We start from the raw sequence: 24,757 nt of genomic DNA on the forward strand, positions 1-24,757 counted from the left end.
CCAATCCGCGACCCGTGGCGCGACGAATCCTCCGCACAGGCCCCGGCATCGTGCCGGGCAGGCCGAGCCTCTGGCCTCGGCAGCGTGGAGGAGGCAGTCGATGTCGCAGCAGCCGAACCGGGAGCCGAACCGGAGTCGTGGGGCGCGTCGCCGTCGTGCAGCGTTCTTCGCGTTCCTCGCCGCCGTCGCGGGAGTCATCTCCGCCGGCGCGCTCCTCGCCGTCGCCGAGGCCGTCGCCCTGCTCACCGGCCGCGACGGCAGTCCGCTGCTCGCCGTCGGCTCGTTCGTCATCGACATCGTGCCGCGCTGGGCGAAGGAGTTCGCCATCGAGACCTTCGGCGAGAACGACAAGCTGTTCCTCCTGGTCTCGCTCGGCGTCGCCGTCGTGATCGCCGCCGCCCTAGCGGGCGTGCTGCAGCTCGTCCGCCCGCCGCTCGGACTCGTCCTCGTCGGCCTCGCCGGTGCTCTCGCCGTCGCCGCGGTGGTGACGCGCGCCTCGGCGGGCCCGCTCGCCTCCCTTCCGACGGTGATCGGCACGCTGGTCGCTGTCGTGCTCCTCCACCTCCTCGCCGAGCGCCTCCGTCGCTGGCGCCAAACCGCGGCACCCGCGACGCCCGATCCACGCGACGGCGACGAGCCGTCGCGTGAGCCCGCCGTCGACCGCCGCCGCTTCCTCGGCATGGCCGTGCTCACCGCCGTCGGAGCCGCCGTCGTCGGCACCGGGGCCCGCATCGCCTCGGCCGCCACCTCGTCGATCGACGGCATCCGTGCCGCTCTCAAGCTCCCCGCCGCCCGCTCGACGGTCACCGTGCCCCAGGGCGCCGAGTTCGCCATCGACGGGCTCTCCCCGCTCTACACCCCGAACGCCGACTTCTACCGCGTCGACACCGCCCTCACCGTGCCCGAGCTCGACCCCGGCACGTGGAGCCTCAAGGTCACCGGCATGGTCGACAACGAGTTCACGCTCAGCTTCCAAGACCTCCTCGACCTCGGGCTCGACGAGTACTCCATCACGCTCACCTGCGTCTCGAACGAGGTGGGCGGCAACCTCCTCGGCACCGCGAAGTGGCTCGGTGTTCCCGTGCGCACGGTGCTCGAGCGAGCCGGGGTGCAGAAGGGCGCCGACATGGTGCTGTCGACGAGCTCCGACGGCTTCACCGCCAGCACGCCGCTGTCGAGTCTCACCGACGAGAACCTCGACGCCATCCTCGCCGTAGCGATGAACGGCGAGCCGCTGCCGTTCGAGCACGGCTTCCCGGTGCGGATGGTCGTGCCGGGCCTGTACGGCTACGTGTCGGCGACGAAGTGGCTGACCGAGCTGAAGGCCACCACCTTCGCCGACGACCAGGCCTACTGGACCCCGCGCGGCTACTCGGAGAAGGCCCCGATCAAACTCTCCTCGCGCATCGACACCCCGCGCGTCGACACCCCGGTGCAGGCGGGCGCGACGAAGATCGCGGGCGTCGCCTGGGCGCAGCCCGTGGGTGTGGAGAAGGTGGAGGTGTCAATCGATGACGCCGACTGGATCCCCGCCACCCTCTCGACCCCCGTCAACGACAGCACCTGGGTGCAGTGGTACGTCGACTGGGAGGCGACGTCGGGGGTGCACTACGTCACCGTGCGTGCCACCGACAAGGAGGGGAAGCTCCAGGTCGAGGAGCGCGCCCCGATCGCCCCTGACGGGTCGACCGGCTGGCAGCGCTCGCTCGTGACGGTCTCGTGACGCCGCGGCGAGCATCCGGAACTTTCTTCACCACGCGGGAACAATGCAGGCAGAACGACTGTTCTGCTCTATGACGCCGCAGCCAGCGGCGCGAAGACAGAGGAGACCTCGTGACCACCGAGTACGTCAAGACCCCTGAGGCGCTGTCGCGTCTCACCCGCCAGCAGTACCGCGTCACGCAAGACGACGAGACCGAGCCGGCCTTCCGCAACCAGTACTGGGACAACCACGACGACGGCATCTACGTCGATGTCGTCACCGGCGAGCCGCTGTTCGCCTCCACCGACAAGTACGACAGCGGGTCGGGCTGGCCGAGCTTCACCGTGCCGATCGACCGCTCCCGGGTGGTCGAGAAGACCGACCGCAGCTGGGGCATGACCCGCACCGAGGTGCGTTCGGCGGGTGGCGACAGCCACCTGGGGCACCTGTTCCCCGACGGTCCGCGCGAGGCGGGCGGGATGCGCTACTGCATCAACTCCGCCGCGTTGCGTTTCGTGCCGGTCGCCTCGCTCGAGGCGGAGGGGTACGGCGACTACCTGAGCCTGTTCGGCGCAGCCACCACCACGACTCCCGAGGAGGGAACCCGATGACCACCGCACCCAAGAAGGCCGTTCTCGCCGGAGGATGTTTCTGGGGCATGGAGGACCTCATCCGCCGACGCCCTGGCGTGCTCGACACACGCGTCGGGTACACCGGCGGTGACGTGCCGAACGCCACCTACCGCAACCACGGCTCGCACGCCGAGGCGATCGAGATCACCTACGACCCCACGGTCACGAGCTACCGGTCGCTGCTGGAGTTCTTCTTCCAGATCCACGACCCGTCGACGAAGAACCGCCAGGGCAACGATCTGGGCACGAGCTACCGCTCGGGCATCTACTACCTCGACGACGAGCAGCGCGCCGTCGCGGAGGACACCATCGCCGACGTCGACGCCTCTGGCCTGTGGCCCGGGAAGGTCGTCACCGAGGTCGCGCCCGCCGGGCCGTTCTGGGAGGCCGAGCCCGAGCACCAGGACTACCTGGAGCGCTACCCAAACGGGTACACCTGCCACTACGTGCGGCCCGGGTGGGTGCTGCCGCGGCGTGAGCACGCAGGCGCTGCGGGGGCGTAGTTCTCCGGGCTGCCGGTGCATTCGGTAGCATCGATACAGAAGCGGGGAGCGCCCCTTATCCCGGTCGCGCTCCCCGCTTTCTTCGACCGTACCCCGGTCTCGCCGCTTCGGCTTTGGCGTGTCGCGCTCCGCGGGAGCAAGATGGACATTCGAATACACTTTCGAATGTCTGGAGGCGCGATGAGCACCATCGATCTCACCGAGGTGGCCACCATCTGGTTCGCCGACGCGCTGCCCGTGCGCATGCTCTGGCAGCGCGAGCGCTGGCGCGTCACCGACCGCCCCACCGAACCCGAGGGCCTCTACTGGGGCACCCACGCGCCCGACTTCGCCGCCTGGCGCTTCCAGGCCACCAACGAGGCCGGCGTCAGCCGCGTCTTCGACGTCGTCCGCCGCCACGGCGGCCCCTTCTGGAACGTCACCCACATCTACGACTGAGCCGCCGGCGCCGCGCTGCCGCGCTGCCCCGTGCGAAACGACGGAGTCTCGGCGCATTCCACCCGAACGACGGATGCTCGGGCCGGTTCCGCGACAGGACTCCGTCGTTTCGCGGTGATCGGCCGCCGGGACGCGGGGTGGCAGGCCCCCTACGCGCGGGTTCCCTACGAGCGGGTCACCTACGCGCGGGATCCCCACGCGCGGGTGAAGGAGTGGAACCGGTACCGGATGCCCGTGCGCGACTCGTGCCACCCCTCGGCCGGCTCGGTCACCCGCACCCACTCGCCGCCGCCGAGCTCAGGCGCCCGAGTATCCCCGGCGACCTCGAGATCCACCTCCGTCACCTCGACCCGGCTCGCCCGCGGCAGTGCCGCCGCATAGATCTCGCCACCGCCGATCACCCACGCCGTCGTCTCGGTCCCCGCGCCCGCACCGCCGAACCGCCCCAGCACAGTCTCGAGATCGTGAGCCGTCTCGGCGCCGGGCGCCGACCATCCGCTCTGCCGCGTCACCACGATGTTCTCGCGGCCGGGCAGCGGCCTGAACCGTTCGGGCAGCGACTCCCAGGTGCGCCGCCCCATCACGACAGGGCTGCCGGTGGTGAGCTCGCGGAAGTGCGCGAGGTCTTCGGGCAGATGCCACGGAATGCCGCCGCCCTCCCCGATGACGCCATCCGCGGCCTCGGCCCAGATGAGTGCGATGCCCACGGCGTCAGACCGCGACGGCGGCGCGGATGGCGGGGTGGTGCTGATAGTCGACGAGCTCGAGGTCGTCGTACTCGTAGTCGAACACGCTCGCCCGCTCGTTCACGATGCGCAGCGTCGGCGCCGGGAACGGGTCGCGCTCGAGCTGCAGCTGCACCTGCTCGACGTGGTTGTCGTAGATGTGGCAGTCGCCGCCCGTCCACACGAAGTCGCCGAGCCCGAGCCCGGTCTGCGCGGCGATGAGCTGGGTGAGCAGCGCGTAGCTCGCGATGTTGAACGGCACCCCGAGAAAGAGGTCGGCGCTGCGCTGGTACAGCTGGCAGGAGAGCTTGCCGTCGGCGACGTAGAACTGGAACAGGGCGTGGCACGGCGCCAGTGCCATCTGCGGGATGTCGGCGACGTTCCAGGCCGACACGATCATCCGTCTCGAATCGGGGTCGGTGCGGATGGTGTCGATCACCTGCGAGATCTGGTCGATGTGGCTGCCGTCGGGCGCCGGCCACGAACGCCACTGCACCCCGTACACCGGGCCGAGTTCGCCGCGCTCATCGGCCCACTCGTCCCAGATGGTCACGCCGTTCTGCTGCAGCCACCCCACGTTGCCCTCGCCGCGCAGGAACCAGAGCAGCTCGTAGGCGATCGACTTGAAGTGCACCCGCTTCGTGGTGATGAGCGGGAACCCCTCAGCGAGGTCGAAGCGCAGCTGGCGGCCGAACACGCTGCGGGTGCCGGTGCCCGTGCGGTCGGACTTCGGCGTGCCCGTGGCGAGCGTCTCGCGCAGCAGGTCTTCGTAGGGCGTCGCGATCGTGTTCATCACGTCGAGCGTAGACGCATTCACGGATGCCGTGGTCGGTCTCACGCGGATCTTCCGCGCATCCCGCGCAGTTCTTCGCACACCTTTTCCCGCCTCTCCCGGCCTTTCGTCGCCTTTCGCGGACAGTCGTGTCGATCCACACGGATGCGCGCCCCGCTTGCCGATACCCTGGTGGCGACAGAAGGGCGGCCGGTGAAGCGCATCAACATCCTCTACGCGGGCAAGCAGTATTCGGTCTCGGGGCGCGACATCGACGAGGTCAAGGAAGAGATCCGCGCGGCAGTCGAGTCGGCCGTGCCCACCTGGCTCGAGGTCAACGTCGGCGAAGGCAAGTACAAGCGCGCCGACATCCTGCTCTCACCCGGGGTCGACGTGGCGGTCGTCGGCATCGACGCCGACGAGTAGGGGCTCTCATGCCGCTCGCGGAGCCCGCAGCGCTGTCGCGCGTCGCCCCACCCATGCCGGGCGGGCCGCTGCACGAGCAGGACTGGCAGTCGCTCACCTTCCTGCACTGGCGGGTCGAGCCCGCGGTCGTGGCACCGTATCTGCCGCCGGGCACCCGTCCCGACGTCTTCGACGGCTCCGCCTGGGTCGGGCTCATCCCCTTCCGGCTCGCTCACGCGACCGCTCCCGGCTTCCGCCCGCTCGGCCCCATCCCCTACGCCGGCACCTTCCCCGAGATCAACGTGCGCCTCTACTCGGTCGACGAGACCGGCCGCCGGGGCGTGGTGTTCAGCTCGCTCGAGTCGTCGAGGCTCGCCGCCGTGAGTGCGGCGCATGCCCTGTTCGGCCTGCCCTACCGCTGGGCCCGCATGTCGATCTCGACCTCCGCATCCGGCGTCATCAGCTACCGCTCGGAGCGTCGGGGAGCCCACGGCTTCGGCGGACGCACCGGCCCGCACTCCCGCATCGACGCCCAGCCCCTCGACACCGATCTCTCGCACGACCCGCTCGCCGTGTTCCTCACCGCGCGCTGGGGCCTCCACATCGCCCGCCACGGGCGCACCCTCTTCATCCCGAACGAGCACGACCCGTGGGAGGTGCGTGCCGCCCGCCTCGACTTCCTCGACGACGAGCTGCTCGCCGCCGCCGGCTTCCCCCGCCTCGCCTCCCGCGCCCCCGATTCCGTGCTCTTCTCCCCGGGCGTGCACACGGCCTTCGGCCGCGCGTACCCCGCCCTCCGCTGACCCGCTGCGCCCGCCCGCGCGTACCCGGCCCTCCGCTGGCCCGCCGCTCGGCCGCGCGCACCCGGCCCTCCGCTGGCCCGCTGCGCCCGCCCCGCCCTGACCTCCGCTGGCCCGCTGCGCCCAGCCCGCCCTTGCTCTCCCTCCCCACCCGGCTTCTCCCGCATAAAGTCCGGGATGACTGCAGTCATCCCGGACTTTATCGCGGATGACTGGAGGGCGGCGTCCGCCACCCCCTCCCCTTCCCCACCGTCGCCAACGTTCCTACGGACAAAGTCCGTCCTAACTGATGTTGTGACGGACTTTGTCCGCAAGAACGTGGTGATGATCGTTGGCGGGGGTGGATGCTCGTGCCGGGAGATACTGGAGGGGTGACGTCCCCCACCCCCTCGCTCGGTCTGCTGCTCGACGTCGATGGGCCGCTGGCGAGTCCGGTGACGAGGTCGCTGGCCATCCCGTCGATCGCCGAGGATCTCGTCGCCCTCGCCAACGCGGGAGTGCCGGTGGTGTTCAACACCGGGCGCTCCGACGGGTTCCTCGTCGACGAGGTGGTCGGGCCGCTGCTCACGGAAGGGCTCGCTCCGGGTGCCCGGGTCTACGGCGTCTGCGAGAAGGGCGCCACCTGGTTCCCCATCACTGACGCGGGTGCCGGTGAGCTCGTCGTCGACAGCTCGCTCGTGCTGCCGGCCGAGCTCCGCGACAAGGTGCGGGCGCTCGTGCACGAGCGCTTCGACGACATCGTGTTCTTCGACGAGAGCAAGCGCACCGGCTTCGCCGTCGAGCAGCACCTCGATGTCGACTCCCTCGACTATCTCGCACGGCAGGACGAGATCGACCGCGCCCTCCTCGATCTGTGCACAGCGGACGGCGAAGGCGCCCTGTGGAGAACAGAGCGTCGGCCGGCCGCCGACGGCAGCATCCGGTACCGGCTCGATCCGTCCATCATCTCGACCGACATCGAAGACGTGCGCGTCGGCAAGGCCCTGGGCGCTGAGCGCGGTCTCGCCCTGATCGCCGCCGACGGACCGCTCCCTACCCTCTGGCGCACCGCGGGCGACTCCCGCGGTGACTACGCCATGGCCGACTGGCTGTTCGCCCACGGCCACGACGTCGCTCACGTCGACGTGCGCCCCGCCGAGGGCATCCCCGACAAGCCCTACCCCGTACTCACCGCCCCCGCCGACCTCATCAACGACGCCGCCGGCGCCCTCTTCCTCCGCCGCTGGGTCACCGACCTCCTCCCCGCCGGCGCCTGAGCCCCCTCCGCCCGCTGGTAGCGCCGACCCGACCGGCCCGCAGGGCATGTCGGCGTCGGCCGATGTGGGAGACGCGGACACCGACCGCGGCCCGCCATCTTGACGGCTGCGGCGGATGTGGGGCGGCCCGGGGACTCACTGCGATAGCGCCGCATCGACGGGAATGCGAACGTCTATCGATTGCGGCCGATGTGGGTGACGTACGCGCCGACGGGAGCAGCCCCGCGTGGGTCCGTCGGCCGACCGGCCGCAGCGGAAAGGGTGAGTTCGCCAGCTGACGACATCGGGCAGCGCCAGCACCCGAGGCCCGCCCGCCTACCGGGCGCGGCGGATGGGGGCGGCGTGGCCGCCGACGACGCGGAGGAGGTCGGTGGGGGCGAGTTCGACGTCGAAGCCGCGGCGGCCGCCGGAGACGAGGATGGTGTCGAAGGCGAGGGCGCTGTCGTCGAGCACCGTTGCGACCGGGGTCTTCTGACCGATCGGACTGATGCCGCCCACCACGTACCCGCTCTTGCGCTCGGCGAGCGCCCGATCGGCCATGGCCGCCTTCTTCGCTCCGAGCGAGGCGGCGAGCGCTTTGAGGTCGAGCTGGTCGCTCACCGGGACGATGCCGACGCCGAGCCCCGCATCCGTCTCGACCATGAGAGTCTTGAACACCCGCTCGGCGGGGAGCCCCAGCTCGCGGGCCGCCTCGGCGCCGAAATCGGTGACCGAGTCGTCGTGCACATAGCTGTGGGGCGTGAACTGCACCCCCGCCGCCGCGAGCGCCATCGTCGCCGCCGTGGTAGGTCCGCCACCCGCCGACGGGCCGCGACCGCCACGCGCGCCACCCTTCTTCGCCATCGTGCCGTTCCCGAACGCTCAGGCGACCGCGCCGTCGAGCCGCAACGCCTCGACCAGGAACCCGCTCACCTCGACGAGCTCCTCCTGCGAGATCGAGTGGGCGATACCGGGGTAGAGCCGCGCGGTCACGTCGAAGTGAGCCGGCACGAACTCCTCGGTGCGGGCGATCGCTGCCGCATCGATGATCGGATCGGCCACATCGCGCCCCCAGAACAGCGGCGGCCGCCGAGCGGCGAGCACCTCGTCGCCCGCCACCGCGCCGTGGGCACTGGCGCCCGACAGGTTCACCGCGGCGGCGAAGCGGTGGGGAGCGGCGCGCATCAGCTCGATCGACATCATGCCGCCCTGCGAGAAACCGAGCGCGGCGATCGCCGGAGGCGCACCGAAACGCCCCTCCGCCCGGTCGAGCCACGCGATGACCGCCGCGACGGCGGCGTCGACGGATGCGCGCTCGGGCCCGTTCGCACCGCTCGCGGTGAACCATGTCCAGCCGCCGAGGCCGTAGGGCGCGCCCGACAGCGGTGCGCGCAATGACGCGTACACGCACCCGGCGGGAAGGAGAGGGAACAGCTGCGCGAGGTCGTTCTCGTGCGAGCCGCGCCCGTGCATGACGACGACGAGCGGCTGCTCAACGAGTCGCTCCGAGATCTCCTCCGTCGCCACCGACCAGACCACGGCGGCGTCGTCGATCGTCACCTCGTCTTCATGCGTGTCCATGTGCCGAATCTAACATCGGGCACCGACACTCGAAGCCCGCCGCCAGGGGTCGCTGACGGGCTCTGGTGGAGCGGCAGGGCGACGGGTAGTCTCCCGGCATGGAGCATCCGAAGCTCTTCGCCGACCGCGACCCCCTGGTCGAGCGCTTGCGCGCCCTCTGCGAGACCTACCCCGAGTGCGTCGAGGCCGAGTCGTGGGGGCGGCCCACCTTTCGGGCCGGCAAGAAGATCTTCGCCTTCGCCGGCGCGACGATGCACCGCCCGAGCTCCGTCGTCTTCAAACCCGACCCCGAAGAGCATCGCGCCCTTCTCGAACTTGACGATGTCTTCGTTCCCCCGTACTTCGGCCCTTCCGGTTGGCTGGCCATCGACATCACCCCCACCACCGACTGGACCTTCCTCGCCGAGCTCGTCGACACCTCCTACCGCCAGGTGGCGCTGAAGCGCCAGCTCGCCGCCCTCGACGCCCGCCCCACCACCTGAGACCGAGAGCCGCGCCCAGCCTCACCCCCTGGGCCGCCGCGCGCCGCACGCCGCGACCCCGCCGCACGCCGCGACCCCCGCCCCCTACGTCTGACACCGCGGGCACCAATACGTCACCCGCTCCGACAACTCGTTCGCCCCCAGCGCCCCCCGACGGATGCGCGTTCCGCACCGCAGGCACGGCCGCCCCTCCCGCCCGTACACCCACGTCTGCCGCCCCGGCCGGGTGTCGCCGGTCGTGGTGCGCTCCACCCGGTCGCGGTTCGCGGTGATGAGCCGGTGCCCGAGCTCGACGATCGACACCAGGTCGCCCGACTCCGCCACCGGACGCTGCGGCAACAACCCCCGCAGAAAGCACAGCTCGTTCACGAAGACGTTGCCGAGCCCGGCGAGATTGCGCTGGTCGAGCAGCGCCACGTCGATCTCGCGCTCCCCGTCTTCGCCCAGCCGTCGCACCGCCTCGTCGACCGACCCGGCGTCCCACCCCGGCCCGAGCAGGTCAGGCCCGAGGTACCCCACCACCTCGTCCTCCCGGTCGCGTTCCACCACCTCGAGCGTGCCGAGGTCGAACCCCACGGTCACCCACTCGGTGTTCTCGAGCACGGCGCGCGCCTGGAACGCCGGCCGCCGCCACTTGGTGCCGTGCCGGTAGACGTGCCACGACCCCTCCATCTTGAGGTGGCTGTGGATGCTGTACCCGCCCACCCGCGTGAGCAGATGCTTCCCCACCGACACCACCTCGTCGACGGTCTCGCCGCTGAGATCGACGGATGCGTACTTCGGCACGCGCAGGTCGCACACGGTGAGCACGCGGCCGGCCAACGCCGTATTCAGGTGCACCGCGGTGCGGTAGACGGTATCTCCCTCAGGCACGGAGCCTCAGCCCCCTCGGGGTGCCGGTGAACCCGGCAGCCTCGAGCGCCCCGCCCACCGCGGTGCCGAGCACGAAGTCGCCGTTCACGCGCTCGACCGCGATCTTGTCGACACGCCCGCCGGTGACGGCGGCCGCGACCGAGTCTGCGGCGAGCCTGAGCGCCTCGGCGTCGTCGCCGAACGCCAGCGCCGACTTGCCGCCGCGCTCCAGGTAGAGCACGAGCGCGCCGTCGACGAGCGCCACGAGTGCTCCGGCCTTGCGGCCGGGCTTGTGCCCCTCGACGGCGGGCCAGGGCAGTGCCGCACCGTAGGGGTTGGCGGGGTCGGTCGCGGCGAGCGTGAGCGCCACGGGGGCCCGGTCTCGCCCGCTGTCGCGACCGAGCGCATCCGGAGCGAAGCCGCGCAGCCGATCGACGGTGCCCCCGGTGGCGAACTGGGCCGCGCCCAGCGTCTCGACGAAGTACCCGCGCCGGCACCGGCCGCTCTCCTCGAAGCGGCTGAGCACGCGATACATCAGCGCGAAGCCGCCCGGAACCCGCTCGCTCACCACCGACCCGCGCGTGACGACGCCGTACCGGTCGAGCAGCATCTCGGCGGTGGCGTGCGCCCTTAACGTCGCATCGTCGTTCGGATCGGGCAGCAGCGACCAACGCCCGCCCGCCGTGGGAGGGCCCACCCGCGTCTGCATCGAGGCCCGGGTGATGGCCCGCCCGCGGTACATGCGGGCGCGCGGCGCGCTGCGCTTCGTGCTGTGCGAGGCCTTGCCCGAACCGGTGAGGGTGCGCAGCGGGGCGACGGTGTCGTTGGTCACCCGCCCGGCCCACACCAAGTCCCAGATGGCGGTGACGATCTCGGCGTCGCCCGACGGATGCGTGGGGTCGGCTTCCTCAGCCAGCGCCCGGCCCACCTCGTCGGCGAGCGAGCGGAAGAAGTACGCCCCGCCTCGCCCGAGCACCTGCAGCACGGCCCGGTGGAGCGGCGTCTCGTCGACCTCGTCGGGCGGAACCGACGACAGCGGAAGGGTGTCGAGGGTGTGGAACGCGACCCAGCCGTCGCTGCCCGGCAGGCTGCCGCGCCCCGACCACATCACCTCGCCCGAGGCGGTGAGCTCGTCGAGCATCGCGGGGGAGTAGTCGCGCACGCGAGCGGGCAGCACGAGGTTCTCCCAGGCCGACGCGGGCACGGGAACCCCGGCGAGCTGTTCGATCACCGTGAGCACGCCGTCGATCCCGCGCAGCGAGCCGCCCACGTGCTGCCACGCCGGGAGGAACCGCCCGAGCGTCGTCGGTTCGACCGGCTCGACCTCGTGTCGGAGCGCGGCGAGCGACCGGCTTCGCAGCCGGCGGAGCACCTCGGCGTCGCACCACTCCGTGGCCCCCGCCTGACCGAGGCGTTCGGCGTCGGCGGCCTGACCGGTGGGCCGGAACTCCCCTTCGACCACGCGACGGTCGGCGGAGAGGCGACGCAGCGCATCCGTCACCACGGCGACACCGAGCCCGAAGCGGGCGGCGACCTCGCCCACGAGGAAGGGGCCGTGGGTGCGGGCGTACCGGCTCACGAGGTCGAGAACGGGTTGCTCGACCGGGGCGATGAACGCGTCGGGAACGCCGAACGGCACGGGAACCCCGAGGGCGTCGCGCAGGCGCCCGGCGTCTTCGATGGCGGCCCAGCGCTCCTCGCCCGCGATGCTCACGCGCAGGCCACGCTTGGCGTCGACCAGACCGGCGAGAGCGTCGGCGGTGTCGAGTTCGTCGACCGAACGCGCCCGCACCTCGGCCGCGGACAGCGGGCCGAGCACGCGCAGCAGGTCGGCGACGCCCTCGAGGTCGCGGGCGCGTCGGTCGGGCGCGAGTCGCTGCAGTTCGCGCTGTGTGTCGTCGATGACGCCGGGGTCGAGCAGCTCCCGCAGTTCGGCGCGGCCGAGCAGCTCCGAGAGCAGGCTCGGGTCGAGCGAGAGTGCGGCGGCGCGCCGTTCGGCGAGCGGGGAGTCGCCCTCGTACACGAACGAGGCGACGTAGCCGAACAGCAGCGACTTGGCGAACGGCGACGCCTCTGCGGTCTCGATCTCGACGACACGGATGCGCCTGGCCTCGAGGTCGCGCGCGATGCGCAGGAGCGACGGCAGGTCGTAGACGTCTTGCAAGCACTCGCGCACGGTCTCGAGCACGATCGGGAAGGTGGGATACTTGCGGGCCACCTCGAGCAGCTGGGCCGAGCGCTGCCGCTGCTGCCACAGCGGCGACCGTCGGCCGGGGTTCTGGCGGGGGAGCAGGAGTGCGCGGGCCGCGTTCTCGCGGAAGCGGGAGGCGAACAGTGCCGACCCGCCCACCTCGTCGGTGACGATCTGCTCGAGCTCGGGTGCTTCGAAGAGGAAGAGGTCGGCCGAGGGCGGGTCGCTCTCGGTGTCGGGAAGGCGCACCACGATGCCGTCGTCGCTCGCCACGGCGTTGGCGTCGACGCCGAAGCGCTCCCTGATGCGCGCGTTGATCGCGAGTGCCCACGGCGAGTGCACTTGCATGCCGAACGGGGAATGCAGCACCACCCTCCAGTCGCCGAGCTCGTCGCGGAACCGTTCCACCACGAGGGTGCGGTCGCTCGGCACGTGCCCGGTCGCCTCGCGCTGCTCGGAGATGAAGGTGATGAGGTTGGCCGAGGCCCAGTCGTCGAGCCCCGCCTTGTCGGTGAGGCCGCGTGCCTCGGCGGGGTCGGCCGCGGCGACGGTGCGTGTGAACTCGCCGATGGCCGCACCCAGTTCGGCGGGCCGGCCGATGCCCTCCCCGCGCCAGAACGGCAGCCGCCCCGGTTGCCCGAAGGCGGGCAGCACGAGCACGCGGTCGTGGGTGATCTCCTGGATGCGCCAGCTCGTCGCTCCGAGCGCGAACACGTCGCCCACCCGCGACTCGTAGACCATCTCCTCGTCGAGCTCGCCGACGCGGCGGCCGGGTGCGGAACGCGCCGAACCGGTGGCAGGATCGGCGTCTTTCGGCTCGCCGCCGACCATGAAGACGCCGAACAGCCCGCGGTCGGGGATGGTTCCGCCGCTCGTCACGGCGAGGCGCTGGGCGCCGGGGCGGCCGGTGAGGGTTCCGGCATCCCTGTCCCAGACCAGGCGCGGCCGGAGCTCGGCGAACTCGTCGGAGGGGTAGAGGCCCGACAGCAGGTCGAGGGTGGCGTCGAACGCCGAGCGGGGGAGGGCCGCGAAAGACGCGCTCCGCCGCACGACGTCGAACCACTCCTCGACGTCGATCGGTTCGAGGGCGCAGGCGGCCACGGTCTGCTGGGCGAGGATGTCGAGCGGGTTCGCCGGAAGCGCGATGGTCTCGATGAGCCCCTCGGTCATGCGTGTCGAGACGACCGCCGAGTGCACGAGGTCGGCGCGGTGCTTGGGGTACAGCAGGCCCTTTGAGACCTCGCCGACCTGGTGGCCGGCGCGCCCCACCCGCTGCAGGCCGCTCGCCACCGAGGGGGGCGCCTCCACCTGGATGACGAGGTCGACCGCACCCATGTCGATACCGAGCTCGAGGCTGGAGGTCGCGACGACACACCGCAGCCTGCCGGTCTTCAGGTCGTCTTCGATGACGGCCCGTTGCTCCTTGCTCACCGACCCGTGGTGGGCGCGCGCCAGGATGGGGCCGTCGTCTCCGCCGCCGTCTGCCGAGACCTGCCCGGCGCCACTGGTCTGGCCGGAGCCGCCCATCACCTGTGCCGGGGCCGAGCGCGCTCCCGAGCCCGTCCGGGCGCCCGAACCCGAGGGCGCTCCCGAGCCCGTGGCTCGAGTCACCGCGCCCGCGCCGCCCGACCCCCCGGAGACCACCATCACGCCCGGCCCGCTCGACGAACCCGCCGCATCCTCCCGCCGCACCGGCAGCACCACCACCTCGGGTGCCTCGCCGTCGGGCCCCGCCCACCCCATGCGTTCGGCGTAGATCTCGTTGAGCCGTGCGGTGAGCCGTTCGGCGAGCCGCCGGGAGTTCGCGAACACGATCGACGAGCGATGCTCCAGGATGCGGTCGACGATGTCTTCTTCGACGTGCGGCCAGATCGACCCCTGCTCGGGCGCCGTCGACGACGCGGCCGACCCCTCACGGAGCCCCGGCTCCTTCGGCGGGATCTGTGACATGTCTTCGACCGGAACGACCACCCGCAGATCGAACTTCTTGGTCGACGGCGGCGCCACGATCGACACCGCCCGCCCGCCGGCGAGGAAGCGCGCGACCTCCTCGCGCGGCCGCACGGTGGCCGACAGCCCGATGCGCTGAGCGGGCTTCGGCAGCAGGGCGTCGAGCCGGTCGAGGCTCACCGCGAGGTGGGCGCCGCGCTTCGTCGCGGCCACGGCGTGGACCTCGTCGACGATGACCGTCGTCACCTCGCTCAGCGACTCCCTGGCCGCCGAGGTCAGCATGAGGAACAGCGACTCGGGGGTGGTGATGAGGATGTCGGGCGGGTTCTTCGACATCGACCGCCGCTCGGGCGCCGGCGTGTCTCCCGAGCGCACGCCCACCGTCACCACCGGCGGCTCGGTGCCGAGTCGCTTGGCGGTCTGGGTGATGCCGACCAGCGGTGAGCGCAGGTTGCGTTCGACGTCGACCGCGAGGGCCTTGAGCGGAGAGACGTAGACGACGGAGGTCTTTCGCGCCGCGCCCGGCTCGATGGTGGTGGTGAGCCGGTCGATCGCCCAGAGGAACGCCGCCAGCGTCTTGCCCGACCCGGTCGGCGCCACCACCAGTGCGTGATCGCCGCCCGACACCGCCTCCCATGCCCCGGTCTGCGCGGAGGTGGGCGCGCTGAAGGCACCCAGGAACCACTCGCGGGTCGCGGGGGAGAATCTGTCGAGCACGTCGCTCATATCCTCATCTTTCCCCACACCTCCGACATCCGCCCGTGAGCCGCCGTCCATGACTCCTGCACCGGCAACACGTTCCCCACAGCCTCGTGGCACGCGCGAAGAAGGATGCTCGCAGCAGGTAAGAATGGACTATGACCGTGCGTACCCCTGATCCGAACTCCGGCTGGCTGAGCGACGGCGAGCTCGCCGAGATCCGTCGGCGGCTGCCGCTGCTCTACGTCGAGGCCGTGCCGGTGCGGGTCGACGGGCTGGGCCAGGTGGTCGAGGTCGGCGTGCTGCTGCGGGTCGGTGCGAGCGGCACCATCGCCCGCACGCTGGTCTCGGGGCGCGTCATGTACGGCGAGACGCTCCGCGACGCCCTGTTCCGCCACCTCGAGAAAGACCTCGGGCCGATGGCCTTCCCCCAGCTGCCGGCGAGCCCGGTGCCGTTCCAGGTCGCCGAGTACTTCCCGCTGCCCGGCGTCTCGCCCTACTACGACGAGCGGCAGCACGCCGTGTCGCTCGCCTACGTGGTGCCGGTCACCGGCACCTGCGAGCCGAGGCAAGACGCCCTCGAACTCACCTGGATGACCCCGCAGGAAGCAGCGTCAGACTCCGTCTCCGAAGAGATGGAGGGCGGTCGCGGCGGTCTGCTCCGCGCCGCCCTGGCCTCCGTCGGCCGGCTCCACTGAGCGAGCGGCACGAGACGAGGCGGCCGCGTGCCCGACGACTACGACCACCTGCAGTTCACCGACGCCGACGCCTGGGAGCACTGGCTCGAGGCGAACGCCGAGACGGCCGCGGGAGTGCGCCTGCGCATCGCCAAGAAGAACAGTGAGCACTCCACGGTGAGCTACGCCGAAGCGCTCGACGTCGCCCTCTGTCACGGCTGGATCGACGGCCGCCGCAACGCCCTCGACGACGACTTCTTCCTCCAGACCTTCACCCCGCGGCGCGCCAGGAGTCTCTGGTCGCAGGTCAACCGCGACAAGGTCACGGCGCTCATCGAGGCCGGCCGCATGCGCGAGCGCGGCCATCGCGAGATCGACCGGGCCAAGGCCGACGGGCGATGGGAGGCGGCCTACGCCTCCCAGAAGTCCATCGAGATCCCCGACGACCTCGCCGAGGCGCTCGCCGCGAACCCCGCGGCGGCAGCAGCCTTCGCCGGCCTGAGCGGCCAGAACCGCTACGCCATCCTCTTCCGCCTCCACAACGCCAAACGCCCCGAGACCCGCACCCGCAACCTCGCCACGTTCATCGACATGCTCGCCCGCGGCGAGACCCCCTACCCGCAACCACCCCGAAGCGACTGACCCGAAGCGGCTGACCCGAAGCGGCACCCGCGGGCCCGTCGCCGCCCACCGCGACCGGCTCCCCGCGCATCCGTCACCCGCGTCTGTCACCCCGCCACCCGCGGATCCGCCATCGCGGGCGACCTTCTCCGGTCAGCGCACGGACACTATCGAGCCGCACGCGCCTCACGGTTCGACTGCGCTCCTGGCGCCCCGCGCATCCGTCGCCCCCGCATGCGACGCGGTTCCGCTGACGCGAGTACCTCGCCACGCCCCAAGACGGCGAAGGCCCGCCCCCTGAGGGACGGGCCTTCGAGACCAGCGGATACGCGTCAGCGCGATCGCCGCCGGCCTCCGTTCGAACCGGCCGAGAACGACGCGGCCGACTGGCGCGCGCGCCCGCCGGTGCCGCCCTGGCCGTGTGCGCTGCCGGAGGCGCCGCCGCGACGCGAGCCACCGTCCGACCCAACGCCCGAGCCGGAGCCGCCGGGGCGGTCGGTCGAGGTGCTGTAGAACGAGCGGCTGCCGCCCGAGGCCGAGCCGGCGTCGCCGCCGCGACCGCGTCCGCGCCCGCTGCCACCCGCCGACGAGCCCCCGCCCGCGCCGCCGTTACGCGTGCGGGTCCGGCCGCCCTTGCCGGCGCCCGATCCGTCACCGCGACCCGCAGCCGAGCCGCCGCGACCGCTGCCCGAGCCGTTGCCCGCAGCATCCGCACCGGCGGCCCCGGCGCCCGCGCCACCGCGCCGCGCCCGCTTCCGCTGCGCGTTCGCGCCCTGCGACCCGCCCGACGACACACCGTCGTTGCCGGTGCGGCGCTGGCCCGACGCCGGCAGCTGGTTCGTGGTGCGCGGCGCCGGCTTCACGTACGCCGCGACGTCGCCGACCAGCGCGTCGACCGACGCCGACTCCGCCGACGCCGGAACGACCTCGGGCGTCACCGTGATCGCGGCCTTCCGCAGCAGGTCTTTCACGTCCTTGCGCTGCGCCGGCAGCATGATCGTGACGACGTCGCCCTCCGACCCCGCACGCGCGGTGCGGCCCGAACGGTGCAGGTACGCCTTGTGCTCCGCCGGCGGGTCGACGTGGATGACGAGTTCGATGTCATCGACGTGGACACCGCGGGCCGCGACATCCGTCGCCACGAGAACCCGCACGTCACCGGCGCTGAACGCCGCGAGGTTGCGGTCGCGCGCTACCTGCGACAGGTTTCCGTGCAGATCGACGGCGGGGATGCCCGATTCGGTGAGCTGCTTCGCGAGCTTCTTCGCGTGGTGCTTGGTGCGCATGAACAGGATGCGGCGGCCGGTTCCCGACGCCAGCTTGTTCACCAGAACCCGCTTCGACTCGACCGACTCGGTCTCGAAGACGTGGTGCGTCATGGCGGCGACGGGCGAGTTGGCCTCGTCGACCGAGTGCAGCACCTCGTTGTGGAGGAAGCGCTTGACGAGCTTGTCCACGCCGTTGTCGAGGGTCGCCGAGAACAGCAGGCGCTGCCCGGTCGAGGGGGTCTTGTCGAGGATGCGCGTGACGACGGGCAGGAAGCCCAGGTCGGCCATGTGGTCGGCCTCGTCGAGCACCGTGATCTCGACGGCGTCGAGGGTGACGAAGCCCTGCTTCATGAGGTCTTCGAGGCGGCCCGGGCAGGCGACGACGATGTCGACACCGGCCTTGAGCGCGGTGACCTGGCGCGACTGGGAGACGCCGCCGAAGATCGTGGTGGTCTTCATGCCGTAAGCGTGCGCGAGCGGCGCGAGGGTGGCGTCGATCTGGGTGGCCAGCTCGCGCGTCGGCGCGAGGATCAGGCCGACGGGGCGGCCGGGCCGCCGGGCGCCGCCCGCGAGGGGGCCGGCGAGGCGGGCCACCATGGGGATGGAGAAGGCCAGCGTCTTGCCCGAGCCGGTCTTGCCGCGGCCGAGCACGTCGCGGCCGTTCAGGGTGTCGGGGAGGGTGTCGACCTGGATGGGGAAGGGCTCCGTCTTGCCCTGTGCGGTGAGCACGGAGACGAGGGGAGCGGGCACGCCGAGCGCGCCGAAGGTGGTGTCGTGTTGGGACAAGGTGTTCTGTGCCTTTCGGGCAGTCGTCCGGGCACGCGCGATGGCTCGCAGCCCACCCGGAAGGATGGCGAACGCACCGACGGTGCATCCGTTCGCCGCAAGAAGTATCTGCAAGTGATGCAGCCGGGTCGGCCGAGTCGTGGCCCGCGGTGCTGCGATCAGTGTGAAGAGGGAGCGTTCTTTCGACGCACGGGGCTCACTCTCGAGCCCTCGATCCCTCCAGTCTACTGCACCCCCACCTGTGACCCTTCTCCACAGAGCAACAACTGCTCATCCCACCCCCACCCGACCTCCCCATATCGTCATCGAACCCCACCCAAGGAGCTCGACCATGACCCACCCCTCCACCCGCTCATCCCGCACGCCGCTTGTCGCGGCCGCCACCCTGGCCGTCATTGCGCTGCCGCTCGCGCCCCTGACGGCGGTGGGGCCCGCCTCCGCCTCCGTCGCCGGCGACCTCCGACCGCCCGAGATCTCGCTCTGGCACGACCTCGACCTCGCCACACCCGGGATCGGAGGCGCGGCATACGACCTTGTGACGAGCGCCGAGGGCGATGTCTGGTACTACGACGACTCCAATCTCGTGCGAGTCGATCAGAACACCCACGGGCTGACGACGTTCCCTCTCCCCGATCGCACGTGGATACGCGGCATGGTCGGCACCTCGGACGGTGCCTTCTGGTATGCCGACGACACCAGTCGCACGGTCAACCGCCTCGATCCGCTGAGTGGCACGACCGTCAGCTTTCCGTTGACGGGGTTGCGTGGGGCACCCGCCACACTGGTCGAGGCGATCGACGGCTCCATCTGGTTCGGCGACCCCTCGGCCGAACGGCTGGTGCGGGTCGACGCCACGGGTACCCTCTCGTCCTACCCCGAGCCGACCGGGTCGTTCGTGCTCGACATGGTCGCCGCACCCGATGGCCGGCTCTGGTACACCAGAACCGGCACCGATCGGGTGGGAGTCGTCGATCCGGTGACGGGCACCTTCGACGATCTCGGTGTCGACGATTCCGCCGGGGCGGCGATCGTGGTGGGCACCAGTGGGTCGCTCTGGGTGAACGGCGACAACCAGTTCACCGAGATCGCGCTCGACGGAACGATCACCGCGCATCCGCTCACCGCGCCCGGGTCCGGCGACATCCTGCCCATCGATCTCGCGGGCGGTGATCGGGCGGGTGACGCCGACAGTGAGGTCTACTTCGTCAGCTCGGCCTACGGTTTCGGCACCCTCGACGCCTCCGGTGCCGTTCACTTCGGGCGCATGTCGGGCTTCGCGACCGACGTCGAGGTCGACGGCCGCGGGCACGTGTGGGTGAACGACTACACGACGAACAAGCTCCGCTGGAACTGAGCCGGTTCGGGCAGGCCGCCGCCTCGTGTCCGCCGGGGCTCAGCCGTAGGACTCGCCGACGGGTACGGGGACGGGGAGGCGATTGCCGGGCTGGGCGAGGGGGCAGGCCCAGGCGGGGTCGTAGGCGCACGACGGGTTGTAGGCGAAGTTGAAGTCGAGCACCAAGCGGGCAGACCCGCGCCCGCCGCGCTCCAGCTCGGGCTGCAGGCTCGCGCCCTTGATCGTGTCGACGAGGTAGCGTCCGCCCCCGTAGGTGCCGCCCGGTTGGCCGGCCAGCGCGTCCTTCACCGGAACGAACAGGCCGCCGCCGTACGACGCGAGCCGCCAGACGTCGAGCTCGCCGACGCCGTCGATCTGCGCCACGCCGAGCAGCTCGAACGGCACCACGCCGTCGGTGCCCGTGGCGAACTCGAACGACCGCGGGCGCGGATCGTCGGCCGCCGGCTCCTCGATGTCGGCGGTGAACCGCCAGGCGGGGTCGTAGGGCGCGACCGGCAGCCCGGTGAAGCCGGGGCGGTCTTCGGGTAGCAGGGGAGTGGCCGGGTGCTTGGCGAACAATTCGTCGCGCTCCCGGCGCCACAGGTCGTGGGCGGCGACGATGTCGTCGTCGGCCGTGAGGTCGCGCACCCGCGCGTAGATGCCGAACACCCGCAGCCGCCAGTCGGCGGTCTCGAGCGCGGTCACCGCCGGGCGGTTCACGACGACACCTCGCGGCCCGCGCCCGCGCCCGCACCTGCACCCGCGTCACGGTCCGCACCCGCACCCGCGTCACCGTCCGCACCCGCAGTGCCGTTCGACTCGGCATCGGTGCCCGCACGCCCATCCAGAGCAACCCCAGCACCCCCGGCGGTGCCCGCACCCGCAGCACCGTCGGGGTTCGTACCCGCGTCACCATCCGCATCCGTCTCACCCACCGGTGGGTCGAACGCCCAGGTCGGCGCCAGATGCTGCAGCCGGTGCCCCCGCCACTGCCAGAACGCCCACAGCCCGTACCACGCCGCCGGCGTGAGCAACCCCGCGTGCACCTCGAGCTTGTCGCGGTACAGGGTGCGCCCCGTCCCCGCCGGGTCGGGCGCGACCGCCATCTTGTGATCCCACATCTTCAGCGTCGACACGGCCCCGCGCACGCCCACCCCCGAGTCGTGAACGATGCGCGTCGACCCGTGCTCGGCCGTACGGAACGACAGGTTGATGAGCTGCTGCCCGATCGGCACGATCCCGGCCCCCCGCATCTCGACCGGATGCACCCCCTCCGTCCACACCGTCGGAAACCCGTCGACGGTCAGCGACTCGATCTCGACCAGCGGGCTCGACACCTCCCGGAACACGGCGGGACTCCGCAACGCGCGCCAGGCGGCATCCGGGTCGCAGTCGAGGATGAGCTTCAGCATCACGCGCATCCCCTTAGTCTCCAGCGGCCGGGCACGGCGTCCAACCCTGTCAGCCCTAAACTCGACGGATGCCAAGTCAGCTCCCCGAGACCGCCCCACCCCAGTCGCGCTACCAGGTGCGCCTCCACCACGGGGTGGCACCGCAGGCCCTCGCCGAGCTCGCCGCGCAGGCCGACCACGTGATCGTCGTCGACGCCCTCGACGACGGCGAGTTCTCCTCCCACCCCGGGGCGGCACGGATGCTCGACTCACACCCCGTCGTCGGCTTCCGTTCACGAACGGCGGCGGCTCGGCGAGTGCTCGAGGCTCAGGCCGACCGCGGCGACCGCGTCTTCGTCGACCTGGTCACACCGGCCCGTCCCGACGGACGGTTCGCCGTCGAAGACCTCCTCGCCGCCGGGTCGGTGGTCGACGCGCTCGCCGAACTCGGCATCGACTACTCCTCACCCGAGGCCGCCGCAGCCTGCGCGGCCTTCGTATCGTTGCGCCGCGCCGTCGCCCACCTGGTGAGCGCGTCGGAGGCCGGCTCCGCCTGGGTGTCGGCCGGACGAGCCGGTGAGCTCACCGAACTCTGCCGAATCGACGCCGACGAGGCGTAGCGTGGAGGTGACACAGGAGGTCACACATGAAGGCAGTTCTGGGCGGCGTCGTCATCGCCGAAGCACCGAAGGAAGACCTGATCGCCATCGAGGGCAACTGGTACTTCCCGCCGTCGAGCGTCGACTCGTCGCTGCTCGTCCCGAGCGACACCCCGTACACCTGCCCGTGGAAAGGTGAGTGCCAGTACTTCGACGTCACGCTCGACGACGAGGTGCTCCACGACCGGGCCTGGAGCTACCCCCACCCGTACCCCACCGCCTTCGACCGCGTCGGCAAAGACTTCAGCGACTACGTCGCCTTCTGGAAAGAAGTCCAGGTCACCGACTGACCCCCACTTTTTGAGTACAAACTACTCGGGCTGCACTCGACGATCACTCACCTACAGTGATGGCAGGTGGCGTCCTCTCCCCCCCGGAGGGCGCCGCCTCCTGTTTCGATCAAGTGGAGTGGTTCGGTGTCATCGTCTTCGCGTCGTCCGGCCGGCACGGTGCCGGCCTCGCTCGCGATTGCGGCCTTGGCTGCTGTCACGTTCGCCGCTCCGGCTCAGGCGTTCGAGCTTCCCGCGCGCGACTTCGCGACCTGGCATGAGTACGCACCAGCATCCGCCGGCGGTCATCCGTCGGTGCTCGCGGTCGACCAGGGCGACGCCGTCTGGTACACCGATCCTCTGAACAACGAAGTCGTGCAGGTGCCTTTCGCAACGCCCACGAGCCCGCGCGCCTTCAGCCTGGGGCCGACGGGGCCGGGCATCTCGTCCATGGTCACGCTTCCTGACGGCACCCTCTGGTTCAGCGACTTCGCGAACGCCGCCATCGGTCGCCTCGATCCCTCGACGGGTACGGTCGATTCGTTCCCGCTCCTCGGGGCCTTCGACACCGCGACCTCGCTGGTCGTCGGCCCCGGTGGGGCGGTCTGGTTCGGCGACCCGGCGAACGGCGGGCTGGGGGCCATCGGCCCCGACGGTCACATCACCCGCATCGCAGAGCCGACCGGGGTGGAGATCAAGAACCTGGTCTACGCCGCCGACGGTCGGCTGTGGTACACGAAGAACACCGGTGCCGAATTGGGCGCCTATGATCCGGCGACGGGTCTCTTCGACTCGTTCCCCGTTCCGATCGGGTCGTTCACCGACCTGGCCGTGTCGAAGACGGGCGATCTCTGGGTCGGTGGCGTCGATGCGTTGATCCGAGTGCGGCTCGACGGCACGATTGCTTCCCGCGTGATCTTGCCGACGTCTCCCGCCGGGTACTCGACCCCGATGCAGCTAGTCGCCGGAGTCGACTACGAGCTCCACTTCACCGACTTCCAGATGGGCCTCGGCACCGTCGACGCGGCCGGCCGTGTCACTTACTCCCGCCCACCCTTCGCGCTCAGTGCTCCCGATGCGCTCACCATCACCTCGACCGGCTCGCTCTGGTACACCGACCCTCCCCGAGACTCCCTCGGCAACATCTGACCCGACCCGGGCTCCGCGCCCGCCCCAGACTGCAGCCCGCCGCCGCTCGTCCCCCGTGAACCGTGGCGGGCTGCACCCTCCCCGCCCCAGACCGCAGCCCGCCGCCGCTCGTCCCCCCGTGAACCGTGGCGGGCTGCACCCTCCCCGCCCCTCGAGGCACGCACGCACCGGCTCGAGCGGGCTCGCACCGACGCTCCCCGACGGCTCCGTCGCACCACGGATGCGCACCCCCGCACGCAGCTCAGGGCACGGTCACGACTTGTCACAGCCGCCGCGGTCCATGCCCGCACGCGCGTCGGGTCCGCGCCCGCACGCACACGCGTCGAGCCGCAAGCGCGTGCGCCGAGTCCGCGCGCCAGCCCGCGCGACGCGCGAGACACGGGTGCCGCACGCGGGTCAGCGGGCGGCGCGATGGATCGCGCGGCGGGTGGCGGCGACGTCGCGGCGGGTCCAGACGATGAGGTGGGCGGAGCTGAAGCCGCGGGCACACACGCTGCACGAGACGCGGTTCTTCGGGCGCCGATGGCGGAAGTACTCGTGGCCGGCGGGGCAGTGGCCGATCCAGGGCGCGAGTTCGTCGGCGCGCTCGCCGTCGTGGAGGCGCGAGCCCTCGTAGCCGATCTCGCGCGCCACGGCCACCCACCGCGGTCCGTGCGCTGCCGCCGGCCCAGCCAGCGCGTGTGCTACCTCGTGCAGCAGGATCTGGTGGATCTCGTCGTCCTCATACCGCGCCGCCAGATACCGCGACACCGTGATGCGGTGGGCCGTGTAGTTGCACTGGCCCGCCCGCGTCTTCGCATTGTCGAACCCGAACGACCAGACACGCGCATCCAGGTGCAGCGCGATGAGGGCGTTCGCCCACCGCGTCACCCGCTGCAGATCGGCCATCGGTCGTCCGCGATCAGGTGGGCGACTGCCCGAGCGAGGGCTGGTCGCCCGACGCCCGCCCGGCCGGCGACTCGTTCAACGAGCGCTCGTCGCTGGACGAGCTGGCAGCAGCCGAAGCCCCCGGCACAGTTCCCGACGACGACAACTCCGGCGACGGCGCCGTCCCCCCGAGCAACGACTCCGTCACGGCCACCGCCACGAGCGACGCCTCGAGCTGATCGATCGACGCCCCGAGGCGCTCCATCAGGAACACCGACGACTTGAAGTCGGCGAGCGCCGCCTCGTAATCGCGCGTCTCGAAGTGCACCTTGCCGCGGCTCAGCGTCGCGGCCGCCTCCAGCGCGCCCCACTCATGCGTCTGCGCCTCCTCGACGCAGAGCCCGAGCTCCTGCAACGCTGCCGGGTACTTGCCCTGATACTGCTGCACCTGCGCCCGACGGATGCGCGCCCCCAGCGCCATCTCCCGGTCGCCCGAGAAGCGCGCCTGTCGCACCGCTTCGTTCGCGATCACCCAGGCGTCGTCGAGTCGCCCGGCGAGACGCAGCAGCACGACCTTCTCGTTGAGCGCGGAGAGGCTGCGCAACTGCCCGAGCTCGTCGAGTCGCTCGGCGACAGCGCGGGAGTCGACCTTCTCGCGGAGGGTCGTCATGTCGTATCCGGTGATGATGCTCAGTTCGTGCTCCTGGTGCCTCTGGACCGCGCCGGCCGATGCGCTCCGCCCACGCGGGGTCCGATCCCGTCTCCGTCAA

Annotated in this window: 25 protein-coding genes; 14 read left to right on the forward strand and 11 right to left on the reverse strand. The window is 71.4% G+C overall.

Annotation, left to right across the window (positions count from 1 at the left end; all coding sequences use genetic code 11):
• Positions 1 to 100 precede the first annotated feature (100 nt).
• The 4 genes from HL652_RS00960 to HL652_RS00975 all read left to right on the forward strand — a co-directional run bounded on the left by HL652_RS00960 (position 101) and on the right by HL652_RS00975 (position 3,275).
• Positions 101 to 1,723 (forward strand): molybdopterin-dependent oxidoreductase, encoded by a 1,623-nt coding sequence (locus tag HL652_RS00960; RefSeq protein ID WP_171703571.1) that lies wholly within the window; start codon positions 101 to 103, stop codon positions 1,721 to 1,723.
• A gap of 110 nt (positions 1,724 to 1,833) precedes the next feature.
• Positions 1,834 to 2,313, forward strand: a complete 480-nt coding sequence (gene msrB, locus HL652_RS00965; protein WP_171703572.1) for a peptide-methionine (R)-S-oxide reductase MsrB — start codon at positions 1,834 to 1,836, stop codon at positions 2,311 to 2,313.
• On the forward strand, positions 2,310 to 2,837 hold the full coding sequence (gene msrA / locus HL652_RS00970; RefSeq protein WP_171703573.1) for a peptide-methionine (S)-S-oxide reductase MsrA: 528 nt from the start codon (positions 2,310 to 2,312) through the stop codon (positions 2,835 to 2,837). The genes msrB and msrA overlap by 4 nt, the downstream gene beginning before the upstream one ends.
• Positions 2,838 to 3,017: 180 nt before the next feature.
• A complete protein-coding gene (locus tag HL652_RS00975; protein ID WP_171703574.1) occupies positions 3,018 to 3,275 on the forward strand; it encodes a hypothetical protein in 258 nt (85 codons plus the stop codon).
• Between the two features lie 179 nt (positions 3,276 to 3,454).
• Here the strand turns inward: HL652_RS00975 and HL652_RS00980 are convergent, their stop codons facing one another.
• Both HL652_RS00980 and HL652_RS00985 read right to left on the reverse strand, forming a co-directional pair.
• Positions 3,455 to 3,982 carry a dihydrofolate reductase gene (locus HL652_RS00980; RefSeq protein WP_171703575.1) on the reverse strand — a complete coding sequence of 176 codons (528 nt, stop codon included), beginning with the start codon at positions 3,980 to 3,982 and terminating at the stop codon, positions 3,455 to 3,457.
• Between the two features lie 4 nt (positions 3,983 to 3,986).
• Positions 3,987 to 4,793: a thymidylate synthase gene (locus tag HL652_RS00985; protein ID WP_171703576.1), complete on the reverse strand. Its 807-nt coding sequence runs from the start codon at positions 4,791 to 4,793 to the stop codon at positions 3,987 to 3,989.
• A 192-nt stretch (positions 4,794 to 4,985) separates the two neighbouring features.
• On the opposite strand from HL652_RS00985, the gene HL652_RS00990 reads away from it, so the two are divergent.
• The 3 genes from HL652_RS00990 to HL652_RS01000 all read left to right on the forward strand — a co-directional run bounded on the left by HL652_RS00990 (position 4,986) and on the right by HL652_RS01000 (position 7,233).
• Complete coding sequence (locus tag HL652_RS00990) at positions 4,986 to 5,198, forward strand: hypothetical protein (RefSeq protein ID WP_171703577.1); 213 nt, start codon at positions 4,986 to 4,988, stop codon at positions 5,196 to 5,198.
• A gap of 8 nt (positions 5,199 to 5,206) precedes the next feature.
• The gene (locus tag HL652_RS00995) at positions 5,207 to 5,980 is read left to right on the forward strand and encodes a YqjF family protein (protein ID WP_171703578.1); all 774 of its coding nucleotides are present in this window, start codon (positions 5,207 to 5,209) and stop codon (positions 5,978 to 5,980) included.
• 368 nt (positions 5,981 to 6,348) lie between these two features.
• Positions 6,349 to 7,233 carry a hypothetical protein gene (locus tag HL652_RS01000; RefSeq protein ID WP_371743538.1) on the forward strand — a complete coding sequence of 295 codons (885 nt, stop codon included), beginning with the start codon at positions 6,349 to 6,351 and terminating at the stop codon, positions 7,231 to 7,233.
• Positions 7,234 to 7,548: 315 nt separating this feature from the next.
• On the opposite strand, the gene ybaK is transcribed toward HL652_RS01000, so the two are convergent.
• Positions 7,549 to 8,076, reverse strand: a complete 528-nt coding sequence (gene ybaK, locus HL652_RS01005; protein WP_171703580.1) for a Cys-tRNA(Pro) deacylase — start codon at positions 8,074 to 8,076, stop codon at positions 7,549 to 7,551.
• A gap of 18 nt (positions 8,077 to 8,094) precedes the next feature.
• Positions 8,095 to 8,793: an alpha/beta hydrolase gene (locus tag HL652_RS01010; protein WP_171703581.1), complete on the reverse strand. Its 699-nt coding sequence runs from the start codon at positions 8,791 to 8,793 to the stop codon at positions 8,095 to 8,097.
• Between the two features lie 98 nt (positions 8,794 to 8,891).
• On the opposite strand from HL652_RS01010, the gene HL652_RS01015 reads away from it, so the two are divergent.
• The gene (locus HL652_RS01015) at positions 8,892 to 9,275 is read left to right on the forward strand and encodes an MmcQ/YjbR family DNA-binding protein (protein ID WP_171703582.1); all 384 of its coding nucleotides are present in this window, start codon (positions 8,892 to 8,894) and stop codon (positions 9,273 to 9,275) included.
• 84 nt (positions 9,276 to 9,359) lie between these two features.
• Here HL652_RS01015 and HL652_RS01020 read toward each other — a convergent pair whose 3' ends face one another.
• Both HL652_RS01020 and HL652_RS01025 read right to left on the reverse strand, forming a co-directional pair.
• Positions 9,360 to 10,148 carry an Fpg/Nei family DNA glycosylase gene (locus HL652_RS01020; RefSeq protein WP_171703583.1) on the reverse strand — a complete coding sequence of 263 codons (789 nt, stop codon included), beginning with the start codon at positions 10,146 to 10,148 and terminating at the stop codon, positions 9,360 to 9,362.
• Positions 10,141 to 14,994 carry an Lhr family ATP-dependent helicase gene (locus tag HL652_RS01025; protein WP_171703584.1) on the reverse strand — a complete coding sequence of 1,618 codons (4,854 nt, stop codon included), beginning with the start codon at positions 14,992 to 14,994 and terminating at the stop codon, positions 10,141 to 10,143. The genes HL652_RS01020 and HL652_RS01025 overlap by 8 nt, the downstream gene beginning before the upstream one ends.
• Before the next feature lie 131 nt (positions 14,995 to 15,125).
• Here HL652_RS01025 and HL652_RS01030 point away from each other — a divergent pair, with 131 nt between their 5' ends.
• Both HL652_RS01030 and HL652_RS01035 read left to right on the forward strand, forming a co-directional pair.
• Positions 15,126 to 15,665 carry an NUDIX hydrolase family protein gene (locus tag HL652_RS01030; protein WP_171703585.1) on the forward strand — a complete coding sequence of 180 codons (540 nt, stop codon included), beginning with the start codon at positions 15,126 to 15,128 and terminating at the stop codon, positions 15,663 to 15,665.
• Between the two features lie 27 nt (positions 15,666 to 15,692).
• The gene (locus HL652_RS01035) at positions 15,693 to 16,286 is read left to right on the forward strand and encodes a YdeI/OmpD-associated family protein (protein WP_216603960.1); all 594 of its coding nucleotides are present in this window, start codon (positions 15,693 to 15,695) and stop codon (positions 16,284 to 16,286) included.
• A 311-nt stretch (positions 16,287 to 16,597) separates the two neighbouring features.
• Here the strand turns inward: HL652_RS01035 and HL652_RS01040 are convergent, their stop codons facing one another.
• A complete protein-coding gene (locus HL652_RS01040) occupies positions 16,598 to 18,319 on the reverse strand; it encodes a DEAD/DEAH box helicase (RefSeq protein ID WP_171703586.1) in 1,722 nt (573 codons plus the stop codon).
• A gap of 331 nt (positions 18,320 to 18,650) precedes the next feature.
• On the opposite strand from HL652_RS01040, the gene HL652_RS01045 reads away from it, so the two are divergent.
• Entirely contained in the window at positions 18,651 to 19,673 is a 1,023-nt protein-coding gene (locus HL652_RS01045) for a Vgb family protein (RefSeq protein WP_171703587.1), read from the forward strand.
• Between the two features lie 39 nt (positions 19,674 to 19,712).
• Here the strand turns inward: HL652_RS01045 and HL652_RS01050 are convergent, their stop codons facing one another.
• Together HL652_RS01050 and HL652_RS01055 are read right to left on the reverse strand one after the other, a co-directional pair.
• Positions 19,713 to 20,372 (reverse strand): DUF1684 domain-containing protein, encoded by a 660-nt coding sequence (locus tag HL652_RS01050; protein WP_253743560.1) that lies wholly within the window; start codon positions 20,370 to 20,372, stop codon positions 19,713 to 19,715.
• Positions 20,369 to 21,073, reverse strand: coding sequence for a hypothetical protein (locus tag HL652_RS01055; RefSeq protein WP_253743562.1), 705 nt, complete (start codon positions 21,071 to 21,073; stop codon positions 20,369 to 20,371). Before HL652_RS01055 ends, HL652_RS01050 begins: the two co-directional genes overlap by 4 nt.
• 59 nt (positions 21,074 to 21,132) lie before the next feature.
• Between HL652_RS01055 and HL652_RS01060 the strand changes: the two genes are divergently transcribed.
• From HL652_RS01060 to HL652_RS01070, 3 genes are all read left to right on the forward strand, one after another.
• Positions 21,133 to 21,663, forward strand: coding sequence for a hypothetical protein (locus HL652_RS01060; protein ID WP_171703397.1), 531 nt, complete (start codon positions 21,133 to 21,135; stop codon positions 21,661 to 21,663).
• A 26-nt stretch (positions 21,664 to 21,689) separates the two neighbouring features.
• Positions 21,690 to 21,992 carry a DUF427 domain-containing protein gene (locus HL652_RS01065; RefSeq protein WP_171703588.1) on the forward strand — a complete coding sequence of 101 codons (303 nt, stop codon included), beginning with the start codon at positions 21,690 to 21,692 and terminating at the stop codon, positions 21,990 to 21,992.
• Positions 21,993 to 22,178: 186 nt separating this feature from the next.
• A complete protein-coding gene (locus HL652_RS01070; protein ID WP_171703589.1) occupies positions 22,179 to 23,120 on the forward strand; it encodes a Vgb family protein in 942 nt (313 codons plus the stop codon).
• A gap of 396 nt (positions 23,121 to 23,516) precedes the next feature.
• On the opposite strand, the gene HL652_RS01075 is transcribed toward HL652_RS01070, so the two are convergent.
• Both HL652_RS01075 and HL652_RS01080 read right to left on the reverse strand, forming a co-directional pair.
• Positions 23,517 to 24,008, reverse strand: a complete 492-nt coding sequence (locus HL652_RS01075; RefSeq protein WP_171703590.1) for a SprT-like domain-containing protein — start codon at positions 24,006 to 24,008, stop codon at positions 23,517 to 23,519.
• 13 nt (positions 24,009 to 24,021) lie between these two features.
• The gene (locus tag HL652_RS01080) at positions 24,022 to 24,657 is read right to left on the reverse strand and encodes a hypothetical protein (RefSeq protein WP_253743564.1); all 636 of its coding nucleotides are present in this window, start codon (positions 24,655 to 24,657) and stop codon (positions 24,022 to 24,024) included.
• Between the last annotated feature and the right edge of the window lie 100 nt (positions 24,658 to 24,757).

This window comes from Herbiconiux sp. SALV-R1 (assembly GCF_013113715.1).
Classification (GTDB): domain Bacteria; phylum Actinomycetota; class Actinomycetes; order Actinomycetales; family Microbacteriaceae; genus Herbiconiux.